Genomic DNA, 19,777 nt, shown 5'->3' with positions numbered 1-19,777 from the left:
CCACAGCCGGCCACGGTCAGTTCGGGGTGGTCAGGTCGTAGACGGTGACGCCGTCGACCTCGAGCGCGGTGAAGTTCTGCACGACCCAGTCGCTGATCCGGGAACTCTCCGACTCGGTGCTTCCGCCCGGGCCGCCGCGGCCGCCGCCGAGGAAGTAGTGGATCTCGCCGTCGCGCACGTACTGCTGGAATTGCCCGAGGGTGGGGGACGGGTCGCTGCCGTTGAAGCCGCCGACGGGCATCACGGGCTTGCCGGTGGCGAGCTGGGCGCCCGCCGCGCTGTTGGATCCCACGGCGGCGGCGATCCAGGTGTAGTTGGAGGCGTCGGTCTCGAGCAGGGTCAGCAGTTCGCTGCCGGGTGTCGTCGCGCCGAGGAGTCCGCCGGGGCCGCCTCGCATGGCCGGTCCGCCCGGGCGACCGTCGGGAGTGCCCGCGGGGGAGCCGTTCGGTCCGCCGGTGGCCTCGCCCGGCGTGGTCGCCGAGTCCGGGAATCCGTTCGCATTGGGTGCGGCGCCGAGGGGCGCGAGGATGTCGCCGGTGGCCTCGTCGTCGGGCGTGCCTCGGCCGGGGAACGGTCCGCCCGGCATCGGGGAGCCGCCGGGCATGGCGCGCATCTCGCCGGGCATGCGCGGTCCTCCGGGGCCGTCCCAGCCGCCGGTCGAGGGGCCGGCGATGGGGATGGAGCCCTGGTGGGAGCCGCCGAGCGTCTGCACGGTGTAGGCCACCGGACCACCGAGGCTCGCGAAAGCCGCTGCCACGGCGACCACGGCCAGTGCCTTGCGCGCAACGGTGGCGAGCACGCCGAGCGTGGCGGCGACGCCCGCGACCAGGATCGCCCAGCGCAACCACGGCACGAAATCCGCGCTGCGCGACAACAACATCCACGCGGTGGCGGTGCTCAGCGCCGCCGTCGCCGCGAGTGCGAGGCGCACCCACAGCCGGTCGCGTTCGCGCCAGGCCAGGACGGTGCCCGCGCCGACGAGAGCGGCGATGCCGGGGGCAAGTGCCACGGTGTAGTACTGGTGGAAGATGCCCTGCATGAAGCTGAAGACCAGGCCGGTGGCGATCAGCCAGCCGCCCCACAGGATCAGCGCGGCGCGCTTGTCGTCCGTGCGGGGAGCGCGGCCGCGCAGCACGAGACCGGTGCCGAGCAGGACCAGCGCGGCCGGGATCAGCCAGGCGATCTGACCGCCTTGGGCGTTGTCGAACATCCGGGTGATGCCCGTCCGCCCCCACATCCCGTTGCCGCCGGGCGGTAGTTCACCGCCGCGGCCGACGCTGCCCGTCTCGTGACCGTTGAGCCTGCCGAGGCCGTTGTATCCGAGGGTCAGCTCGATGATCGAATTGTTCTGGGAGCCACCGATCCACGGTCGTGACGCCGCGGGCCACAGCTCCACCGCCAGCAGCCACCAGCCCGCGGCCACCACCATCGCCGCACCAGCCGCGCACAGTTGCGCGACGCGCTTGCCCAGCCGTGGCGGCCCGGCGATCAGGTAGGTGAGCGCGAGTGCGGGGACGACCAGCAGCACCTGCAGCTGTTTGGTCAGGAAGCCGAATCCGATGAACGCGCCGGTCAGCACGAGCCAGCGCCAGCGCCCGTCGGCCACCGCGCGGGTCATCGCCCAGGCGGCCGCGACCATCAGGAAGATCAGCAGCGCTTCGGGATTGTTGAAACGGAACATCAGCGCCGCCACCGGCGTCACCGCGAGCGCGAGCCCGGCGAGCAGGCCGGCGGCCGGGCCGAAGACCCGGCGCACCGTCGCCCACAACAGCGCCACACTGCCCACGCCGAGCAGGACCTGTGGCACCAGCATGCTCCAGCTGTTGAGCCCGAAAACTCGCGCGGACAACGCCATCGGCCACAGCGAGGCGGGCGGCTTGTCGACGGTGATGGAGTTGGCGGCGTCGGAGGAGCCGAAGAAGAACGCCTTCCAGGATTCGGAACCGGCTTGCACCGCCGCCGAATAGAAGGCGTTGGCCCAGCCGTTGGCGGAGAGGTTGTAGAGATAGGCCGCGGTGGTGCCGAGGAGAAGCAGGGCGAGCAGGACGTATTCGCGGCGGAGCGGGGTGTGCGCGGTCGAAGCCCGGTGCGCGGGGGAGGGGGTCGGTGCGGAGTGGGTGAGCGTCGCGGTCACCAGGTGGCTCCTGACGGGTCGTCGGTGCGAGGGAACTCGGCCGTGGCCGGGGTGGCGGACCGGACGGTGCGGGAACTGCCCGCGTCGCGGAACACCCAGCGCAAGCCGACGAAGCGGGCAATGGTGGCGACGAGGTTGGCCAGGACCAGCACAGCCAGTTCGACGTAGACGGGGGCGTCGACGGCCCAGCGGTGCAGGGCGAACAGTGATCCGCTGGTCACGAGCAGGCCGAAGCAGAAGACCAGCAGGCCCTGGAACTGGTGGGTGAGCACGCGGGACGAACCGCGCACGCCGAAGGTGAAGGCGCGGTTGGCGGCGGTATTGGCGACGGCGGTCAGCAGCAGCGCGCCGAAGTTGGCGGCCTGCGCGCCGATGGCCGGCTGCAGTAGTAGATACAACAGGATGTAGGCGAGGGTCGAGCCGACGCCGACCAGCGCGAAGCGCACGACCTGCCCGACCATGCCGAGCGGGACGCCGGGGACCAGCGGTTCTCGTCCGATGGCCGCGCGCAGTTCCTCCAGCGGCAGCGCGCCGGTGGAGATCGCCCTGGCCAGCCGCCACACGCCGCGCAGATCCTTGCGCGCGGTATCCACGATGTCGACGCGGCTGTCGGGGTCGTCGATCCAGTCGACCGGCACTTCGTGGATGCGCAGCCCGGCGCGCTCGGCGAGCACGAGCAGTTCGGTGTCGAAGAACCACTCGCCGTCCTCGACGAGCGGCAGCAGTCGATGCGCCACCTCCGCGCGGACCGCCTTGAAGCCGCACTGGGCGTCGGAGAAGTGCGCCCGCAGCGCGGCTTTGAGGATGAGGTTGTAGCAGCGGGAGATGATCTCGCGCTTGGGGCCGCGCACGACCCGCGACGCGGCGTCCAGGCGGGTGCCGATCGCCAGGTCCGAATGGCCGGACACCAGCGGGGCGACCAAGGGGAGCAGCGCGTCCAGATCGGTGGACAGGTCGACGTCCATGTAGGCGAGCACCTGCGCGTCGGAGCGCTCCCAGACCGCGCGCAAGGCGCGACCGCGGCCTTTGGCGTCGAGGTGCACCACCCGGACGCCCGGCATCGAGGCGGCGAGGTCGTCGGCGATGCGCAGCGTGGCGTCGGTACTCGCGTTGTCGGCGATGGTGATGCGTGCGGAGAACGGGAATCCGTTGCCCAGGTATGCGTCCAGCCTGCGCACGCAGTCGGCGAGCCCGGCCTCCTCGTTGTAGACGGGAATCACGATGTCCAGCACCGGCGCCCGGTCCCCGGCGGCGGAAATCCGGGCCGCCACGGGGGCGACTGTTGCCACGGTCTCGGTCATGGCTTCCACGATCGAGCCCGTGGCTCCCGCCTCGCTGGGACCGAGCTGGGAGGTTCCTGGGAACATCGGGCCCGGTGTTGCGTCGAGCCGCTAGGGCTGGGGAACCGCCACCGGCCGGCGCAGACGCAACACGGTGTCGGCGCGGGTGCCCGCCTGTCCTTCGGGACCGACCATGTCCTTCTCGACCCGTTCGCTGGTCTCGACCGTCCACGGCCCGGACGGCTCGAGCAGCGCGAGCGTGCCCTCGATGGTGGGGAACTCGAAGGCGGGCGGCTCGGTCATCCAGCTCGGCCAGCCCGCGTGCCCGACGATCAGGAACACTCCGCCCGGCGCGACGGCCTCGGCGGCGCGGAACAGGATCGAGTCGCGCTCGCCCGCCGCGGCGACCGGAGAGTGCAGGAACTGCGCGGACACCAGGTCGAAGGCGCCCTCGGGGAAGGACTCGAGCAGGTTGTGGCGGACGAAGGTGATGCGGTCGGCCACCTCGGCGTCGGTGGCGTGCTTCGCGGCGCGCTCGAGTGCGGTCGCGGAGATGTCGGTCGCGGTGACCTGCCAGCCGCGTTCGGCCAGCCAGATCGCGTCCGCGCCTTCGCCGCACCCGAGGTCGAGCGCCGTGCCGGGGGCCAAGGCCTCGGCCTCGCGGGCGAACAGCGGGTTCACCTTGCCCGACCAGATGTTGTCGCGCTCTCGGTAGAAGTCTTCCCAGAACTGCTCGGGTGTGGATTCGGACATCGTTTCTCCTCGTCACGGGGGGTCGTGACACGAGGGTGCGCTCCGCCGCCGCTGGCTGGCAAGTTGTGTTGCCGGTTCGGCAAAAATTCTCGTCGCCGCCACCGTGCGGAACATCGTTGTTCCGGCTCGTCCGCGCCATTGCGGATGGTGGTGGCGACTACTGAAAGTATCGGCCGCGCTGACCAGCGGGCGCACGGGCATGCTTCCGTTCGACGGAAGTGTCGATTCGGGTCGGCGCCGTCGTCACGAAGGAACGCCGTTGTTCCGATGCCGCGCCGTTGCGGGTTTGCGTGACGGCGACTGAATCCAGTGTCGCGCCGGGGTACGACAAATTCCGCGCACGCCCGGCGCGGCGCGGTTCAGGACTCGTGCAGCCGCCAGAGCGGGGACACCGGGCCGTGGCCTGCGCCCAGGTCGTAGGCGGCTTCCAGGCAGCGACGGGTCCACTCCTTGGCGAAGGCGAGGGCGTCGGGGACCTGGTAGCCGTGGGCGAGCGCGCAGGCGATGGCGGCGGCCAGGGTGTCGCCACCACCGTGGTCGTTGCCGGTGGCGATGCGAGGCGCGGTGAACTCGTGGAAGGCGTGGCCGTCGAACAGCAGGTCGGTGCTGACCTGGGAAGAGCGCAGGTGCCCGCCCTTGACCACCACCCAGCGCGGGCCGAGCGCGTGCAGGGCCTCGGCGGCCTTGCGGGCGGTGGCGTGGTCGGTGACCTCGATGCCGGTGATCAGCCTGACCTCGTCGAGGTTCGGGGTCACCACCGTGGCCAGCGGGAACAGGGTGTTGCGGACAGCGTCGAGCGCTTCGGAGTGCAACAGCGGATCGCCGTGCATGGAAGCCGCGACCGGGTCGACCACCAGCGGCGTCGGCCCGTCGCCGCCGATCCCGACCTCCCGGCACACCGCGGCGACCGCCTCGATGATCGCCGTCGACGCGAGCATGCCCGTCTTGGCGGCGTCGACGCCGATGTCCCCGGCCACCGAACGCACCTGATCGGCGACCACCTGCGGCGGAATCTCGTGGAAACCGCTGACGCCCACCGAGTTCTGCACGGTGACCGCGGCTACCGCGACCAACGCGTGCACCCCGCACAGCGCCATGGTGCGGGAGTCGGCCTGGATGCCTGCGCCGCCACCGGAGTCGGTGCCGGCGATGGTGAGGACGCGGACCGGAGTCCGTCCTTCGGCGGGGATGGGCAGCAGTTTCACAACAGGCACATTACGGTCCGGCCGCCTCGCCGCTGCGCCGGTCCCGCTGGAACGCGTGGCAATGCGACCGCCCGTCTCGGGCGGCAGCGGTCGGCGGAGCGGCTTGCGGAAGTTTATTGAAAATGATTATCGTTTGCGGCATGAGTGAATCCCTGCGCGTCGATCCGCTGCCCGTGACCGTTCTCTCCGGCTTTCTCGGAGCGGGCAAGACGACGCTGCTCAACCATGTCCTCGCCAATCGGGAAGGTCGCCGCGTAGCGGTGATCGTCAACGACATGAGCGAGGTGAACATCGACGCCGCGCTCGTGGCGGGCCAGGGGCATCTGGATCGCACCGAGGAGAAACTGGTCGAGCTGACCAACGGCTGTATCTGCTGCACATTGCGTGAGGACCTCATCGAGTCGGTAGGCAGGCTGGCGCGCGAAGGGCGCTTCGATCAGCTCGTCATCGAGTCGACGGGGATCTCCGAGCCGATGCCGGTGGCGGCGAGCTTCGAGTGGGAATTCGAGGACGGGTTCCGGCTCGGCGATCTGGCTCGGCTCGACACGATGGTGACCGTGGTGGACGCTTCGACGTTTCTCGCGGAGGTGGTGCGCGGTCAGGCGCTGGCCGAGCGCGATCTGCAGGCGGGCGAGGGGGACGGGCGCACGATCGCCGATCTGCTCGTCGACCAGGTGGAGTTCGCCGACGTGCTGTTGATCAACAAGACCGATCTGGTGAGCGAGTCCGCGGCGGGAACCGTGGAGGCGACCGTGCGCCGGATGAATCCGCGCGCGCGGGTGCTGCGGACCGAGCGCGGCGTGGTCGACTTGTCCGAGGTGCTCGGCACCGGCCGCTACAGTCCGGCGCTCGCCGCGGAATCCGACGGCTGGGACGAGGAATTGGCGGGTGGCCACGTCCCGGAGACCGAGGAGTACGGGATACGCAGCATCACTTTCACCGCTGAGCGGCCGTTTCATCCGGCGCGGCTCGCCGACGCTCTCGTGCAGATGCGAGGAGTATTGCGCAGCAAGGGTTTCTGCTGGATCGCCAGTCGTGCCGAGTTCGCGGCGGTGTGGTCGCAGGCGGGCCCGAATCTCACGGTCGAGCCGGCCGCATGGTGGTCGGAACTGGATGGTTCGCCCGGGCAGGAGATCGTTTTCATCGGTGTGCGGCTCGACGGCGACCGGGTGCGGGGACTGCTGGACGGGGCGCTGGTCACCGATGACGAGTTCGAGGCCGGGCCCGCCGAGTGGGCGGCGTACGAGGATCCGTTGCCTGCTTGGGGTGAGTTGCACGAGCACGCGTGAGAAGTGTCCGGCGATGTGCCGTGTCTAGACAGATAGTGCGATATGTCTTACCGTCGAAACATGTCGCCTGTGGAGTCTCGAAGTACTCCTGTCTTTCGGCCGTGTACCAGCGCCACCTGGGCCGACCCGTGGCCCATGTACGCGGCGCTGCGTGCGCACGAGCCGGTGCACCACGTGGTTCCCGAGAGCCGGCCGGAGAACGACTACTGGGTGCTCACCCGGCACGCCGACGTCGTCGCCGCGGCCCGCGACACCGCGACCTTCTCCTCCCGCGACGGCCTCACCATCGAATACGGCGAGCTGGAGCGGATCGGCTTGACCGCGAATCCTCCGATGGTCATGCAGGATCCGCCGCAGCACACCGAGTTCCGCACCCTGGTGGCGCGCGGGTTCACGCCGCGGCGGGTGGAGGCGCTGGAGCCGATGGTGCGGGCCTTCGTCCGGGAGCGGCTGGATCGGCTCGGGGCGGGCGGCGACATCGTCGAGACGCTGTTCAAGCCGCTGCCGAGCATGGTCGTCGCGCATTATCTCGGTGTGCCGGAACAGGATCGGGAGCGGTTCGACGGATGGACCGATGCCGTGGTGGCGGCCGGAGCGCGCAGGACGACCGAGCAGGCCCAGGCGGCCTCGATGGAGATGGTCGGCTACTTCGCCGAGCTGATCCGGCGCAGGCGCGCCGAACCCGGTGACGACACCGTCTCGCTGCTGGTCCAGGCTGGTCTGGGCGCCACCGACGAGGATGTGACCGGGCTGGTGCAACTGCTCGCCTACACCTGGACGATGGTCGCGGGCGGCAACGACACCACCACCGGACTGCTCGGCGGGGCGGTCGGGCTCCTGCACCTGAACCCCGCGCAGCGCGATGCGCTGGCCGCTGACCCCGGGCTGATCCGCCCCGCGATCGAGGAGTTCGCCCGGCTCACCTCCCCGGTGCAGGGCCTGGCCCGCACCACCACGCGTGAGGTGGAGATCGAGGGCGTCACCATTCCCGCGGGCCGCAAAGTGCTGCTCGTCTACGGCTCCGCCAATCGCGACGAACGAGTCTTCGGCTCCGACGCCGCCGACCTGGACATCACCCGGAATCCGCAGCACATCCTCACCTTCGGCCACGGCCCGCACCACTGCCTCGGGGCGGCCGCGGCCCGCATGCAGGCCCGTATCGCGATGGAGGAGCTGCTGGCCCGCTATCCCCGTTTCATCGTGGACATCGACGGTGTCGAATACGCCGACGGCCCCTACGTTCGCCGCCCCACCCGGGTGCCGTTCCGGAGTGCGGCGTGAGCGGGGACTGGTTGGCCGGTCAACGCACCGAGCTGGCTGCCGAACGCATTCTCGACGCGGTGCGCGGTCTGTTCCTGGAGCGCGGCGTGCGGGGAGTGTCCGGGATCGGCATGGCCGAGGTGGCTGCCGCCGCGGGGTGCTCCCGCGCCACGCTCTACCGCTACTTCCCGAACCGGCAGGAGCTGTTCGTCGCCTTCGCCGGGCGGGAGGCGCGCCGCGTGGTCGCCCGGGTGTGGCGGGATCGCGGCGCCGCAGCCGATCCCGCCGCCGCTCTGCTCGACACCTTGACAGCGATTCTGGCCGAAGTGCGCGACACCCCGCATCTGGCCGTCTGGTTCGAGCCGGTGAACGCCGGTGTCGTCGCGCGGCTCGCCGATTCGTCGACGGTGGTCGAGGGATTGGCCCGCGATTTCGTGGCCACGCTGCGGCCCGATCTCGACGCGCCCGGCGCGCGCAGGCTCGGCCGGTGGACGGTGCGGGCGGTGGTCTCGCTGCTCACCCTGCCCGCCTCCGATGCCGAGGAGGAACGGGAGATGTTGCGCGCCTTCGTCGTGCCGTTCCTCGTGGACCAGCGCATCGCGGTGTGAGCGATCTCGGGGCACCGGCTGTGGCGCGACGAACCTGCCGACGACTGAGCCGTATGCCGTGGATCGGTGATCGGACCCGGCGCGGGTACAGGTCAGCGGGGGCCGAGGAAGAGGGTCTGGGTGCTGCGGCCGAGCGGGCCCCGCTCGTCGAAGAGCGCTGATTCGGCGAGGCCGATGCCGCCGGGCTGGGGGTGGGTGACAGCGTCGAGGCAGACCCATTCGCCGGCGGGCTGACGGTGCAGGGTGACCGTCAGATCGGTGTTGATGAACAGGTATTTCGACCAGTCCAGGACGGCGCTGACACCGTTGCCCGAGTCGGCGGCGGCGAGGGTGCGCTCCAGGGGGCTCGGCGTGGTGCCCGCGACGATCGGGTACTTCAGCCGGATCCAGCAGACCGCCGGGCCCGGCTCCGCGAAAGCGCCGCGGACGAAACGGTATTCGATGCCGGTGTGGAAGCCGATCGGCTGGCGGGAGGGGAACGGGGTCGGCGGCGGCGCGGTATCGGGGTGCGGGCGGTTGCCGGTGGGCCGGAACTCCTCGGGCACGTCCAGATCCGGGTCTGCGCGGCGGAAGCGCCAGGCGTTGGCCTTCATCACCGGGCCCCGGTCGGCGGACAGCGTGGCCTCGAGCAGTTCCACGCTGCGCCCCGGTCTGGTGACCCTGGTCTCGACGGTGAGCGGGGCCAGCGGCACCGGGCCGAGGATCTCCACCGCGACCCGGCCGATATGGAATCCCTCGCGCGGCTCGCAGCGTTCGAGCGCGTGGCCGATCAGGGCCGATGGCGGGCCCGCGTGCTGGGCGTCGGGGGACCACGGGCCGCGGGTGAGTTCGGTGGACACGAAGCGACCCGGCTGCTCGGGGTCGGGCAGGTAGAAGGCCTCGGGGAGGTCGGTCATGGTCGGTCCCGTCCATCTGGCCGGCGGGCCGCCGGGCACGGATACTTCGTTCGGGAAACGATTCTGCCAGCGTCCGGTCGTTCGGAGAGATGCGCCTCGGCGGGCCGGGCGGTCAGGGGCGGCCGAAGACTAGGGCGGTGTTGTGACCGCCGAAACCGAAGGAGTTGTTGACGGCGTAGTCGATCCGCTGCTCGCGGGGCTTGTCGGCGACGATGTCGAGGTCGACGGCCGGGTCCTGGTTGTCGAGGTTGAGGGTGGGCGGGACGACGCGGTCGCGCAGGGTGAGGACGGTGAGGGCGGATTCGAGGGCGCCTGCCGCGCCGATGGAGTGGCCGAGGGCGGACTTCGGCGCGTAGACGGAGGCGTGTGGGAGGACGGCGGTGAGGGCGGCGGCCTCGGAGGCGTCGCCGATCGGAGTCGAGGTGGCGTGGGCGTTCACGTGGGTGATGTCGGTGGGGGTGAGGCCGGCGGCGCGGATCGCGCGGCGGATGGCGCGGGCGGCGCCTTCGCCGGTCGGGTCGGAGGCGACGATGTGGTGGGCGTCGGAGGTGATGCCCGCGCCCAGGACTCGGGCGTGGGCTCGCGCGCCTCGGGCTCGCGCGTGCTGCTCGGATGCAGGTGCTCGGTGCGGCCTGTGCGGCCGACGGACCGTTCCAGGATTACGCCATCGAGGCGATCGCCGCGTTCATCGGCGCGCTCTCGGCCGCATTGGGCACGATCGAGTCCGTCGAAGATCCGGAAGTGGTTGCCACGCTACTGGTTTCCGGGTTGCGCGGGGTATTGCAGGATCGGCTGATCACCGGCGACGTTCGGCGCACCGACCGCGCGGCTCGTCGGCTGATCGACACCGTTCTCGGCTGACCGCCGGCCGATGTTCCTCCGGGCCGGACACGTCGGCGCGGCCCGGGTCGCGAGTATCGAAACCCGGGCCGCGCAGTCGATTACGACACGACCGGGAGATACACCTTTCCGCCCGCGCCGGCGAACTCGGCGGACTTCTCCGCCATGCCCGCTTCGATCGCCGCCACATCGGTGAGGTTGTGGGCTTCGGCGTATTCGCGGACGTCGGCGGAGATGCGCATCGAGCAGAACTTCGGACCGCACATGGAACAGAAGTGGGCGGTCTTGGCGGGCTCGGCGGGCATGGTCTCGTCGTGGTACTCGCGGGCGGTGTCGGGATCGAGCGAGAGGGCGAACTGGTCGCGCCAGCGGAATTCGAAGCGCGCCTTGGACAGTGCGTCGTCGCGCTGCTGGGCGTGCGGGTGCCCCTTGGCGAGGTCGGCGGCGTGGGCGGCGATCTTGTAGGTGATGACGCCGGTCTTCACGTCGTCGCGGTCGGGCAGGCCCAGGTGCTCCTTGGGGGTGACGTAGCAGAGCATGGCGGTGCCCGCCTGGGCGATGACGGCCGCGCCGATGGCCGAGGTGATGTGGTCGTAGGCGGGCGCGATATCGGTGGCGAGCGGGCCGAGGGTGTAGAAGGGGGCCTCCTCACAGAGTTCCTCTTCCAGGCGGACGTTCTCCACGATCTTGTGCATGGGGACATGGCCGGGGCCTTCGATCATCACCTGCACGCCGTGGGATTTCGCGATCTTGGTCAGCTCGCCGAGGGTGCGCAGCTCGGCGAACTGGGCCTCGTCGTTGGCGTCGGCGATGGAGCCGGGGCGCAGGCCGTCGCCGAGGGAGAAGGTCACGTCGTAGCGGGCCAGGATCTCGCAGAGTTCCTCGAAGTGCGTGTAGAGGAACGACTCCTGGTGGTGGGCCAGGCACCAGGCGGCCATGATGGAACCGCCGCGGGAGACGATGCCGGTGACGCGCTTGGCGGTGAGCGGCACATAGCGCAGCAGCACCCCGGCGTGCACGGTCATGTAGTCGACGCCCTGTTCGGCCTGCTCGATGACGGTGTCGCGGTAGATCTCCCAGGTCAGCGCGGCCGGGTCGCCGTTGACCTTCTCCAGCGCTTGGTAGATCGGCACGGTGCCGACCGGGACGGGGGAGTTGCGCAGGATCCACTCGCGGGTCTCGTGGATGTTCTTGCCGGTGGACAGGTCCATGATGGTGTCGGCGCCCCAGCGGGTGGCCCACACCATCTTCTCCACCTCCTCGGCGATCGAGGACGAGACCGCCGAGTTGCCGATATTGGCGTTGATCTTCACCAGGAACTTCTTGCCGATGATGGTCGGCTCGAGTTCGGGGTGGTTGTGGTTGGCGGGAATGACCGCGCGGCCCGCGGCGACCTCCGCGCGCACGAGTTCGGGCTCGACGCCCTCGCGGGCGGCGATATAGCGCATCTCGTCGGTGACGATGCCGGCCCTGGCCCAGGCCAGCTGAGTGCGCGGGCCTTCGGCGGACGGCTTGGTCCAGCCGTCGCGCAACCGGGGCAGCCCGGCTTCCAGGTCGATGACGGCGGTGTCGTCGGTGTACGGGCCCGAGGTGTCGTAGACGTCGAAGGTCTCGCCGTTGGTGAGATGGACGCGACGCACCGGAATCCGGAGATCGTCGACCTCGAGATAGTGCTTGACGCTGCCCTCGATCGGTCCGGTGGTGACGGTGTCGACGGGCATGTTCGTGCGATCGGCCGATGCCATGGTTGTTCCTCCCTACGCCGGCATTACCCGGTCAGGTTCATACGGTCGACGGCCCTGACCGCCCGCGATGGGCTAGCCGTCCTCTCAGCCCGCTGGTGCGAGCCCCCGTTGGTGATGGAATTGTGCTGACGAAATCGTCCGGGCACGACCATACCCGCCGTCGTGCCCGGACCGCCCGCCGAACGGACGATTCCGTGCAGAAGGACCAACCGGGCGCGTTACTCAGCCGTTATAGGCGTCCTGCATGGCTTTCAAGTCGATCTTCTTCATGCCGAGCATGGCCTTGGTGGCGCGGTCCACGGCGGCCGGATCGCCGGTCATCAGAGCGTCGGCCGCGGCGGGCCAGATCTGCCAGTGCACCCCGTAGCGGTCGGTGAGCCAGCCGCACTCGATCTCCTTGCCGCCGTCGAGCAGGGCCTCCCACAGGCGGTCCACCTCCTGCTGGTCGGCGCAGTTGATCAGCAGGGACATGGCGTGGGTGTAGTGGAACTCGCCGCCGCCGTTGATGGCGGTGAAGCGCTGGCCGTCGAGTTCGAAATCGACGGTCATCACCGCGCCGGGCTCGCCCATGCCCGACTCGGTGTAGCGGGTGACGGTGGTGATGCGGGAGTTGGGGATGAGCGAACAGTAGAACTTCGCCGCCTCCTCGGCATCGCCGTCGTACCAGAGATTCGTGACGATCTTCTGCATGGCGGAACTCCTGTCTGTGCCGGTCGGGTCGTCTTCTTGGTAATGACGACGCGGAGCCACCGAATTCATCGCCGTGGCGGGCACTACAGTCGGATCCCGTGACCCGCGACGATCGCGCCGCGCGGCCCGACGGCCCGGCAGCAGACGACAGGCGACGAGCGCTGCTCGATGCCGCGACGGAAGTGCTTGCCGAACAGGGATTCTCGCGGACCACCAGGGAGCAGATCTGCGCGCGGGCGGGCCTGGCCACGCCGGATTTCGACGCCGCGTTCGACGGGGTGACGCAGTGCTACGTGGTGCTGCTCGACGAGTTCGCCGCGCGGATCCGCGACCGGGTGAGCACGACGGCGCTGCGCTATGCCGACCGGCCGTTCGGTCAGCGTGGCCCAGCGATCGTGACGTCGTTCGTGCACACCATCGCCGAGGACCCGCGACTGCTGAAGGTCGCGTTCGCGGAGGTCGCCGAGGTGCCGTCGGCGGTCCGGCGGCAGCGCCGGGTACATCGGCGCTGGGCCGCGGCGTTCCTGGACACGCAGTGGCCTGCCGAACCGGGGGCGGGCTTGCGGGTGACCCGGCGCAGGTTCGCGGTGGCGATGGCGACCATCGGCGGGATGTTCGAACTCGTCGCCGACTGGTCCCGGCATCAGGTCGAGGCCGGCGTCGATGCCGCTGCCGGTCGGACGGCCGGGATCGCCGACGGTGCGGGGCGAGGTGACGAGTCCGCATCGGCCGGGACGTTCGATGGAAACGACTGGGCCGCACAGGCATTGATCGACGATCTCACCGAGTTCGTCGGCGTGGTCTACGCCGGGCGGGTGGCCGCCCGGCGCAGCGCCTCACTTACCGAGTGAGACGGCTTCCCGCTCGGCCGGCGCGCCCGCGGGCTGCTCGTCGGCTTCGTGCAGGCCGAAGCGGGCGTGCAGGGCGGCCAGCGGCCCGGGGGCCCACCAGTTGGCGGTGCCGAGCAGCCGCATGAGGGCGGGCGCGAGCAGGCCGCGGATCACCGAGGCGTCGCTGAGCACGGCCAGTGCGCAGCCGATGCCGAACAGTTTCATCGCTGTCACTCCGGAGGTGGCGACCGCGAAGAAGACGATGCTCATCAGCAGCGCGGCGGCGGTGAAGATACGGCCGGTGCGGGCCACGCCCATGGCGACGGCGTGGGTGTTGCCCTCGGTGGTCTTCGGGCCGGCCAGCCATTCCTCCCTGATGCGGGAGAGCAGGAAGACCTCGTAGTCCATGGAGGCGCCGAAGGCGATGCTGAACATGAGGATCGGCATGGACAGGTCGAGATTGCCGGTGGGGGTGAAGCCGAGCAGCCCGGACAGGTGGCCCTCCTGGAACACCCACACCATCGCGCCGAACGTGGCGGCCAGCGAGAGCATGTTCAGGGCCAGCGCCTTGATCGGCAGCAGCAGGCTGCCGGTGAACAGGAACAGCAGGGCCAGCGTGGTGATGGCGATCAGGACGGCGGCCAGCGGGAGGCGTTCGCCGATGGCGGCGAGGGAGTCCTGGTTCAGGGCGCCCGGTCCGCCGAAGGCCGTCTCGCCGGGGGCGGGGACGGCGCGCAGTTGGTCGAGCTGGTCCTTGCCCGCGCCGGAGTACGGGTCGATGCGGGTGCCGACGGAGACGAACGCGCCCGCCTCGGAGACCATGTCCGGTAGTGGCGCGGCCACTTTCAGGCCGTTGAGGTAGACGCCCGCGCCGGAGAGCACGGCGGGCACGTCGGGGACCTTGGACAGCGCCGCGGCGTACTCGCCGATCTCGGAGACCTCGCCGTCGAATTCGGGCAGCGTGATGATGATGTTGGTGGCCATGTCGGCCTGGAAGTTCGCGCGCAATTCGTCGCCGACTTCCCGGCTCGGCGCGTCGGAGAGGGCGCGGTCGTCCGGGTAACCGAATCGCGCGCCGAGGAACGGTGAGCCGACCAGGAGCAGCAGCACGGTGGTCAGCAGGGCGATCGGGACGGCGCGGCGCATCACCGCGACCACCCAGCGGTACCAGAAACTGCGCTCGGCGGGCACCGCGACGGGTTCGGGCCTGCCGAGCAGCTTGCGGACGCCCGCGCGCAGATCCCAGGCGTTCACCCGGTCGCCGAGCAGCATGAGCATGGCGGGCAGCACGATCACCGCGGCCGCGGCGGCCGCGCAGACCACGGCGACGCCCGCGTAGGCGAAGGACTTGAAGAAGTACTGCGGGAACACCGCCAGCGCTGCCAGCGAGAGCGCCACGACCAGGGCGGAGTAGACGACCGTGCGGCCCGCGGTCTGCACCGAACGGACGACGGCGGCGGCCGGATCCAGGCCGCGGCCCAATTCCTCGCGATAGCGGCTGACGATGAACAGGCTGTAGTCGATGGCGAGCGCGAGACCGAGCGCGGTGGTCATGTTCAGCGCGTAGATGGACACGTCGGTGAAGACGGTGAGGGTGCGCAGGATGCCGAGCGCGGCGACGACCGCGAACAGACCGATGGCCACCGGCATGGCGGCCGCGACGACACTGCCGAACACCAGGACGAGCAGCAGACCGGTCAGCGGGACGGCGATGGCCTCGGCGATGACCAGGTCCTGGCTGATCTGGGTGTTCATATCGGCGAAGGCCGCGCCGAGGCCGCCCGCGCGCACGGTGACGCCGTTCTCGTCGGTCTGCACCTGCTCGCTGATGCGGTCGGCGCGTTCGGTGAGTTCGGAGTCGTCGCCGGCGATGTAGGCGATCACCAGGGCACTCTTGCCGTCCTTGCTGCGCAGGGCCGGGGCCAGGTCGGCGCGGGTCGTCCAATACGACTGCACGCCACTGACTTCGGCGAATTGCGCCAGCTGGGTGACGGCCTTCTCGCCCGCGGCCCTGGCGGCAGGCGAGTCGGCGCCCTCCTCGGCGGTGACCAGCAGGATGTAATTGGTTGCGCCGCCGGGGAAATGGTCGCTGAGGAATTCGCCGGCGCGGACCGATTCCAGTTCTCCGGTGACGAATCCGCCCGCCTTCATATGGCTCGCCGCGCTCGCGCCGAAGGCGCCGCAGGCCAGCATCAGCAGCAGTGCGGCCGCCAGGACGACGCGCGGTCGCGTGGTGGCGAACCGAGCGAGAGTGGTCAGCATCGACTCGAGCTCCCCATCCGAAGAAACGTTTCCCCGAACGGTAAACCGTACGGTCGTCCGAACAGAACGCCGTTACTCGGTGATGCTGGCCACTTCGATCAACGAGGGTGAGTCCGGTCACGGCCCTCGGAAAGGGGTTCAGACCTCCGGGGTGACCAGGGTGGTGACGACCGGGGTCGGGTTGCGGGTGAGGTCGAGAACGGGGCAGTGGGCGTCGACGGCCCGCTGGAGTTCGAGGTAGCGCTCGCGCGACTCGGGGCCGGTGATCTCGACGCGCACCCGCACCTCGCCGAAGCCGGGGCGCACCGCGTCGTCGAAACCGAAGAACCCGCGCACGTCCAGATCGCCCTCGGCGGTGGCGCGGATGTCGTCCACGGCGATGCCGAGCTTGTCCGCCCACACCCGCCAGGTCACCACCTGGCAGGACAGCAGCGAGGCCAGGTAGTACTCGACCGGGTTGGCCGCGCTGTCGGCGCCGCCGAGCGCGGGCGGCTCGTCCACCTCGACCTGGAACCGGCGCGCGGTGACGGTACTGGCCACGGCGTCGTGCGCGGTCGCGGACGCCTTGAAGACGACGGCGGCCTGGGACGCGTCGGCGGTCACGGCGTCGTGGTTGGCGGCGATCACCGCGCCCAGCGCGGAGGTGGAGGTGGTCATGCGCGAACTCCTCGTAGACGCGAAAAACCGGTGCGGGACACCGGCACCTGACGCGTCGAGAGTAGGTCCGCGCACCTGGCCCGCCGTGCTCGGAAATGTCCACGGCAGGCCGCTGACCTGCGGAGACGAGTTGTATTCCGGCTGAGCGAAAGGTCATCGCCCAGCCGGCCGGAACCGAACGCGGCGGGTCAGCCGCCGAGGTGCACCGGGAACTGCGCGAGGTCGTTCTGGGTGAGGACCGGCATGTTCACGATCTGCTCGACCGGCACCGCCAGGCGCAGCTCGGGGAAGCGCTCGAACAGGGCGGGCACCGCGATCGAGGCTTCCAGCCTGGCCAGGGCCGCGCCGGGGCAGATGTGCGGGCCGTAGCCGAAGGAGATGTGCCGGTTGGCGGTGGCGCGGGTGATGTCGAAGACGTCCGCGTCCGCGCCGTGCACCTCGGTGTCGCGGCCGATCGCGCGGTAGGAGATGACCACGCCCGCGCCCTTCGGGACGACCGCGTCGCCGAGGTCGATGTCCTCGGTGGCGAAGCGCATGAGCAGGTGGATCACCGGGCCGTCGAAGCGCAGCGTCTCCTCGATGGCGGTCTCCCAGGACACCTCGCCCGAGCGCACCAGCGCCATCTGATCCGGGTCGGCGAGCAGCGCGCGCACCGTGGCCAGGATCAGGTTGACGGTGGTCTCGTGGCCCGCGGCGACCAGCGCCTTGAGGTTGCCGATCACCTCTTCCTCGGTGAGCGGGGTCTCCTCGTCGGTGGAGTAGATCAGCGCGGAGGTGAAGTCGTCGCCCGGCTCGGCGGTCTTGGCGCGCACCATCGCGGTGAAGTACTCGTCCAGCAGATCGATCACCTGCAGGCGCTCGTCCTGCGGGGTCATGATCGAGAAGAACGCCTTGTACCAGTCGAGCAGCATCTGCTGATCGGACTCGGGCACGCCCATCAGGTCGCCGATCACCTGCATCGGCAGCGGATAGGCGAAGATCGCCTTCAGATCGACGGGCTCGCCCCCGGCGGCGGCGCGCTCCAGATCGCCGAGCAGTTCGGCGACGTACTGCTCGATGCGGGGCTTCAGCGCGTCCAGGCGGCGGCGGGTCAGCGCCTGCGTGGTCTTGATACGCAGCCTGCGGTGCTCGGTGCCGTCCACGCTGAACATCGAGCGGTCCACATCGATCATGCCGATCAGCGGCCACTGCCTGGTGACGGCGCCGGTCTGCCACAGCGACCAGGAGTTGATGTCCTTGACCAGCCTGCTGTCGGTGAGCAGCTGTCTGGCCAGCGCGTGCCGGGTGACGGTGTAGGCGGGCACGCCGAGCAATTCGATCTTCGCCAGGGGACCCGACTCACGCAGCCGGCTGGTCTCGCCCGCCAGGTCCGAGATCAGCGGGTCGATGACGATGGTGTCGGAGCTGTCGCTCCCGGCATGATCTGGGTCTGTGTGCGGGCAACTCACTTAAAAACCTCCGACGACGGGAACCGGTGTGTAGCGGACGGGCACGCTGCTCATACCGCGCAGCCACGGGTTGGGCTTGCGGACCAGTTCGTGCTCGGGGACGGCGAGATCGATATCGGGCAGCCGGTCGAGCAGCACTTCGATACCGGTGCGGGCGATCACCTCGGCGATCTGCTGGGCCGGGAACGGGCAGCGGAATTCGCCGTGGCTGAAGGCGAAGTGCGCGCTGTTGCCCGACTGCGCCGGTTCGGGCGCGTCGCCGAGTTGCTGGCGCACGTGCGGGTCGGAATTGGCGGCGCCGAGCCCGAGCAGCAGCATGTCGCCTGCCCGGATGACCTGGTTGCCGAGCCGGGTGTCGCGGGTGGCCCAGCGGCCGGCCAGGATCTGGGTCGGCGCGTCCTCCCACAGCACTTCGTTCATGGCCTGGCCGATGCTGTGCCTGCCGCCGCCGAGTGCGGCCGCGAAGCGGTCGTCGACGAGCATGAGGCGCACCGAGTTCACCAACCAGTCGGAGGTGGGCAGGTAGCCCGCCGCCGTGATGGCCATCAGGTTGTGGATGGTCTCCTGCTCGGTGAACGGCGCGGGGTAGTCGAGTATGCGGGTGACGATGTCGTCGCCGCCGGTGACCCTGGCCTTGGCGACCAGGCGCGAGATCTGCTCGTAGAAGCGCACGTGCGCGGCCTGGGCGTCGGCGCCGCCCTGCGAGAACGCGCGCATGGTCCAGGCCAGCAGCGAGCCCTCCTCGGGGGACAGGCCGAGTGTGGAGGCCAGCGCCAGCAGCGGCAGCGGCTCGGCGTACTCGGGCACCAGATCGGCCCGGCCACGCCCGCAGAACGAGTCGATCAACCGGTCGGCGATGTCCTCGACGGTGCGACGCAGCGCGAACGGATCCACCCCGTCGAGCGCGGCTTCCACCACTTCGGAGTGCCTGCGGTGCTCGGCGCCGACGGTGTAGTAGATCGAGGGCACCGGCATGCCGATCATCGGGCGTAGCGGCCAGTCCTCGGGGACGTTCGGCCACTGGTTCCAGTTGTCGGACTTGCGGTTGAACAGCTCGGAATCGCTTGTCACCTGGTGGAGTTCGCGATAACCGATCACCAGCCAGGCCGGGAAGCCGCCGAACAGCTCCACCGGCACCACCGGGCCGTACTCGCGCCGCACGCGGGCGTAGAGGCCGTAGGGATCGGCGAGGAATTCGGGGCCGTCCAACGGCACCGCGCCCGGATGCGCGGGGCATCCGACCGGCGGGGCGGTGGCCTGCTCGGGGGAACTCACGACAGCCCTCCGTTCGCCCGGGCGCGCGCGTACAGTTGCTCGACCAAGGTGACCAGTACCTGCTTACACGACTCGCGTGAGCGCGCGTCGCAATCCAGCAGCGGCACATCGGGATCCAGGTCCAGTGCGTCGCGTACCTCGTCGAGTTGCTGCGTCTCGCCGCCGAAGTTGTTGCAGGCCACCACGAAAGCGGTGCCCTGGCTCTCCAGCCGGTCGATGGCATACCACGAGTCCGAGATCCGGCGGCGATCCACGAGCACGATCGCGCCGAGCGCACCGCTGAACAACCGGTCCCACAGGAACCAGAAGCGCTGCTGGCCCGGGGCGCCGAACAGGTAGAGCACGTTCTCGGCGTCGATGGTGATGCGGCCGAAGTCGAAGGCCACGGTGGTCGTCGACTTGCCGGGGGCGCCGGTGGGATCGTCGATGCCCACGCCCGCGTCGGTCATGGTGGCCTCGGTGTCCAACGGGCGGATCTCACTGACCGAACGGACCATGGTGGTCTTGCCCACGCCGAAACCGCCGACGATGACGATTTTGAGGCCCTGGCTGGCGGTGCCGAGCAGTGGCACCTCCGACCGCAGGGGCGCGGTCGTCGCCATCGA

The 19,777-nt window shown here is 70.0% G+C and carries 17 protein-coding genes and 1 pseudogene; 5 read left to right on the top strand and 13 right to left on the bottom strand.

Going from position 1 to position 19,777, the window contains the following annotated elements; translation table 11 throughout:
• Positions 1–16 precede the first annotated feature (16 nt).
• The 4 genes from ON26_RS25060 to thiD form a co-directional block, all read right to left on the bottom strand.
• On the bottom strand, positions 17–2,134 hold the full coding sequence (locus tag ON26_RS25060; RefSeq protein ID WP_040799209.1) for a glycosyltransferase family 39 protein: 2,118 nt from the start codon (positions 2,132–2,134) through the stop codon (positions 17–19).
• Complete coding sequence (locus ON26_RS25055) at positions 2,131–3,435, bottom strand: bifunctional glycosyltransferase family 2/GtrA family protein (protein ID WP_051027552.1); 1,305 nt, start codon at positions 3,433–3,435, stop codon at positions 2,131–2,133. Before ON26_RS25055 ends, ON26_RS25060 begins: the two co-directional genes overlap by 4 nt.
• A 90-nt stretch (positions 3,436–3,525) precedes the next feature.
• Positions 3,526–4,167 (bottom strand): class I SAM-dependent methyltransferase, encoded by a 642-nt coding sequence (locus ON26_RS25050; RefSeq protein ID WP_040799208.1) that lies wholly within the window; start codon positions 4,165–4,167, stop codon positions 3,526–3,528.
• A gap of 359 nt (positions 4,168–4,526) precedes the next feature.
• Positions 4,527–5,372, bottom strand: a complete 846-nt coding sequence (thiD, locus tag ON26_RS25045) for a bifunctional hydroxymethylpyrimidine kinase/phosphomethylpyrimidine kinase (protein ID WP_040799206.1) — start codon at positions 5,370–5,372, stop codon at positions 4,527–4,529.
• Positions 5,373–5,512: 140 nt separating this feature from the next.
• Between thiD and ON26_RS25040 the strand changes: the two genes are divergently transcribed.
• From ON26_RS25040 to ON26_RS25030, 3 genes are read left to right on the top strand one after another with little or no spacing between them, the layout of a single operon-like run.
• Positions 5,513–6,661 carry a GTP-binding protein gene (locus ON26_RS25040; RefSeq protein WP_040799205.1) on the top strand — a complete coding sequence of 383 codons (1,149 nt, stop codon included), beginning with the start codon at positions 5,513–5,515 and terminating at the stop codon, positions 6,659–6,661.
• A 60-nt stretch (positions 6,662–6,721) separates the two neighbouring features.
• Complete coding sequence (locus ON26_RS25035; RefSeq protein WP_040799203.1) at positions 6,722–7,942, top strand: cytochrome P450; 1,221 nt, start codon at positions 6,722–6,724, stop codon at positions 7,940–7,942.
• Positions 7,939–8,529 carry a TetR/AcrR family transcriptional regulator gene (locus tag ON26_RS25030; RefSeq protein WP_040799202.1) on the top strand — a complete coding sequence of 197 codons (591 nt, stop codon included), beginning with the start codon at positions 7,939–7,941 and terminating at the stop codon, positions 8,527–8,529. The genes ON26_RS25035 and ON26_RS25030 overlap by 4 nt, the downstream gene beginning before the upstream one ends.
• A 92-nt stretch (positions 8,530–8,621) precedes the next feature.
• On the opposite strand, the gene ON26_RS25025 is transcribed toward ON26_RS25030, so the two are convergent.
• Positions 8,622–9,425 (bottom strand): thioesterase family protein, encoded by an 804-nt coding sequence (locus tag ON26_RS25025; RefSeq protein WP_040799200.1) that lies wholly within the window; start codon positions 9,423–9,425, stop codon positions 8,622–8,624.
• Positions 9,426–9,537: 112 nt separating this feature from the next.
• A pseudogene (locus tag ON26_RS25020) lies at positions 9,538–10,038 on the bottom strand (beta-ketoacyl-[acyl-carrier-protein] synthase family protein); the annotation flags it as partial.
• On the opposite strand from ON26_RS25020, the gene ON26_RS32970 reads away from it, so the two are divergent.
• Positions 10,038–10,286 carry a hypothetical protein gene (locus ON26_RS32970; protein WP_040799199.1) on the top strand — a complete coding sequence of 83 codons (249 nt, stop codon included), beginning with the start codon at positions 10,038–10,040 and terminating at the stop codon, positions 10,284–10,286. The pseudogene ON26_RS25020 and the gene ON26_RS32970 sit on opposite strands and share 1 nt — an antisense overlap.
• Before the next feature lie 80 nt (positions 10,287–10,366).
• Here the strand turns inward: ON26_RS32970 and thiC are convergent, their stop codons facing one another.
• Together thiC and ON26_RS25005 are read right to left on the bottom strand one after the other, a co-directional pair.
• A complete protein-coding gene (gene thiC, locus ON26_RS25010) occupies positions 10,367–12,010 on the bottom strand; it encodes a phosphomethylpyrimidine synthase ThiC (RefSeq protein WP_051027529.1) in 1,644 nt (547 codons plus the stop codon).
• A gap of 222 nt (positions 12,011–12,232) precedes the next feature.
• A complete protein-coding gene (locus ON26_RS25005) occupies positions 12,233–12,700 on the bottom strand; it encodes a VOC family protein (protein WP_040799197.1) in 468 nt (155 codons plus the stop codon).
• Positions 12,701–12,798: 98 nt separating this feature from the next.
• Here ON26_RS25005 and ON26_RS31815 point away from each other — a divergent pair, with 98 nt between their 5' ends.
• A complete protein-coding gene (locus tag ON26_RS31815) occupies positions 12,799–13,551 on the top strand; it encodes a TetR/AcrR family transcriptional regulator (protein WP_051027527.1) in 753 nt (250 codons plus the stop codon).
• On the opposite strand, the gene ON26_RS24995 is transcribed toward ON26_RS31815, so the two are convergent.
• From ON26_RS24995 to ON26_RS24975, 5 genes are all read right to left on the bottom strand, one after another.
• On the bottom strand, positions 13,537–15,792 hold the full coding sequence (locus tag ON26_RS24995; RefSeq protein WP_040799195.1) for an MMPL family transporter: 2,256 nt from the start codon (positions 15,790–15,792) through the stop codon (positions 13,537–13,539). The two genes, ON26_RS31815 and ON26_RS24995, sit on opposite strands and share 15 nt — an antisense overlap.
• 138 nt (positions 15,793–15,930) lie before the next feature.
• Positions 15,931–16,449, bottom strand: coding sequence for an OsmC family protein (locus ON26_RS24990; RefSeq protein ID WP_040799192.1), 519 nt, complete (start codon positions 16,447–16,449; stop codon positions 15,931–15,933).
• A gap of 188 nt (positions 16,450–16,637) precedes the next feature.
• The gene (locus tag ON26_RS24985; protein ID WP_040799189.1) at positions 16,638–17,897 is read right to left on the bottom strand and encodes a cytochrome P450 family protein; all 1,260 of its coding nucleotides are present in this window, start codon (positions 17,895–17,897) and stop codon (positions 16,638–16,640) included.
• Positions 17,898–19,172 carry a cytochrome P450 gene (locus ON26_RS24980; protein ID WP_040799187.1) on the bottom strand — a complete coding sequence of 425 codons (1,275 nt, stop codon included), beginning with the start codon at positions 19,170–19,172 and terminating at the stop codon, positions 17,898–17,900. It lies immediately after the preceding gene.
• On the bottom strand, positions 19,169–19,774 hold the full coding sequence (locus ON26_RS24975; protein ID WP_245546034.1) for a GTP-binding protein: 606 nt from the start codon (positions 19,772–19,774) through the stop codon (positions 19,169–19,171). Before ON26_RS24975 ends, ON26_RS24980 begins: the two co-directional genes overlap by 4 nt.
• Between the last annotated feature and the right edge of the window lie 3 nt (positions 19,775–19,777).

The sequence above is a fragment of the Nocardia higoensis NBRC 100133 genome (genome assembly GCF_000308595.1).
GTDB lineage: Bacteria > Actinomycetota > Actinomycetes > Mycobacteriales > Mycobacteriaceae > Nocardia > Nocardia higoensis.
Note: the sequence above shows the minus strand (reverse complement) of the source record. Positions and strands in the feature narration are given on the sequence as shown.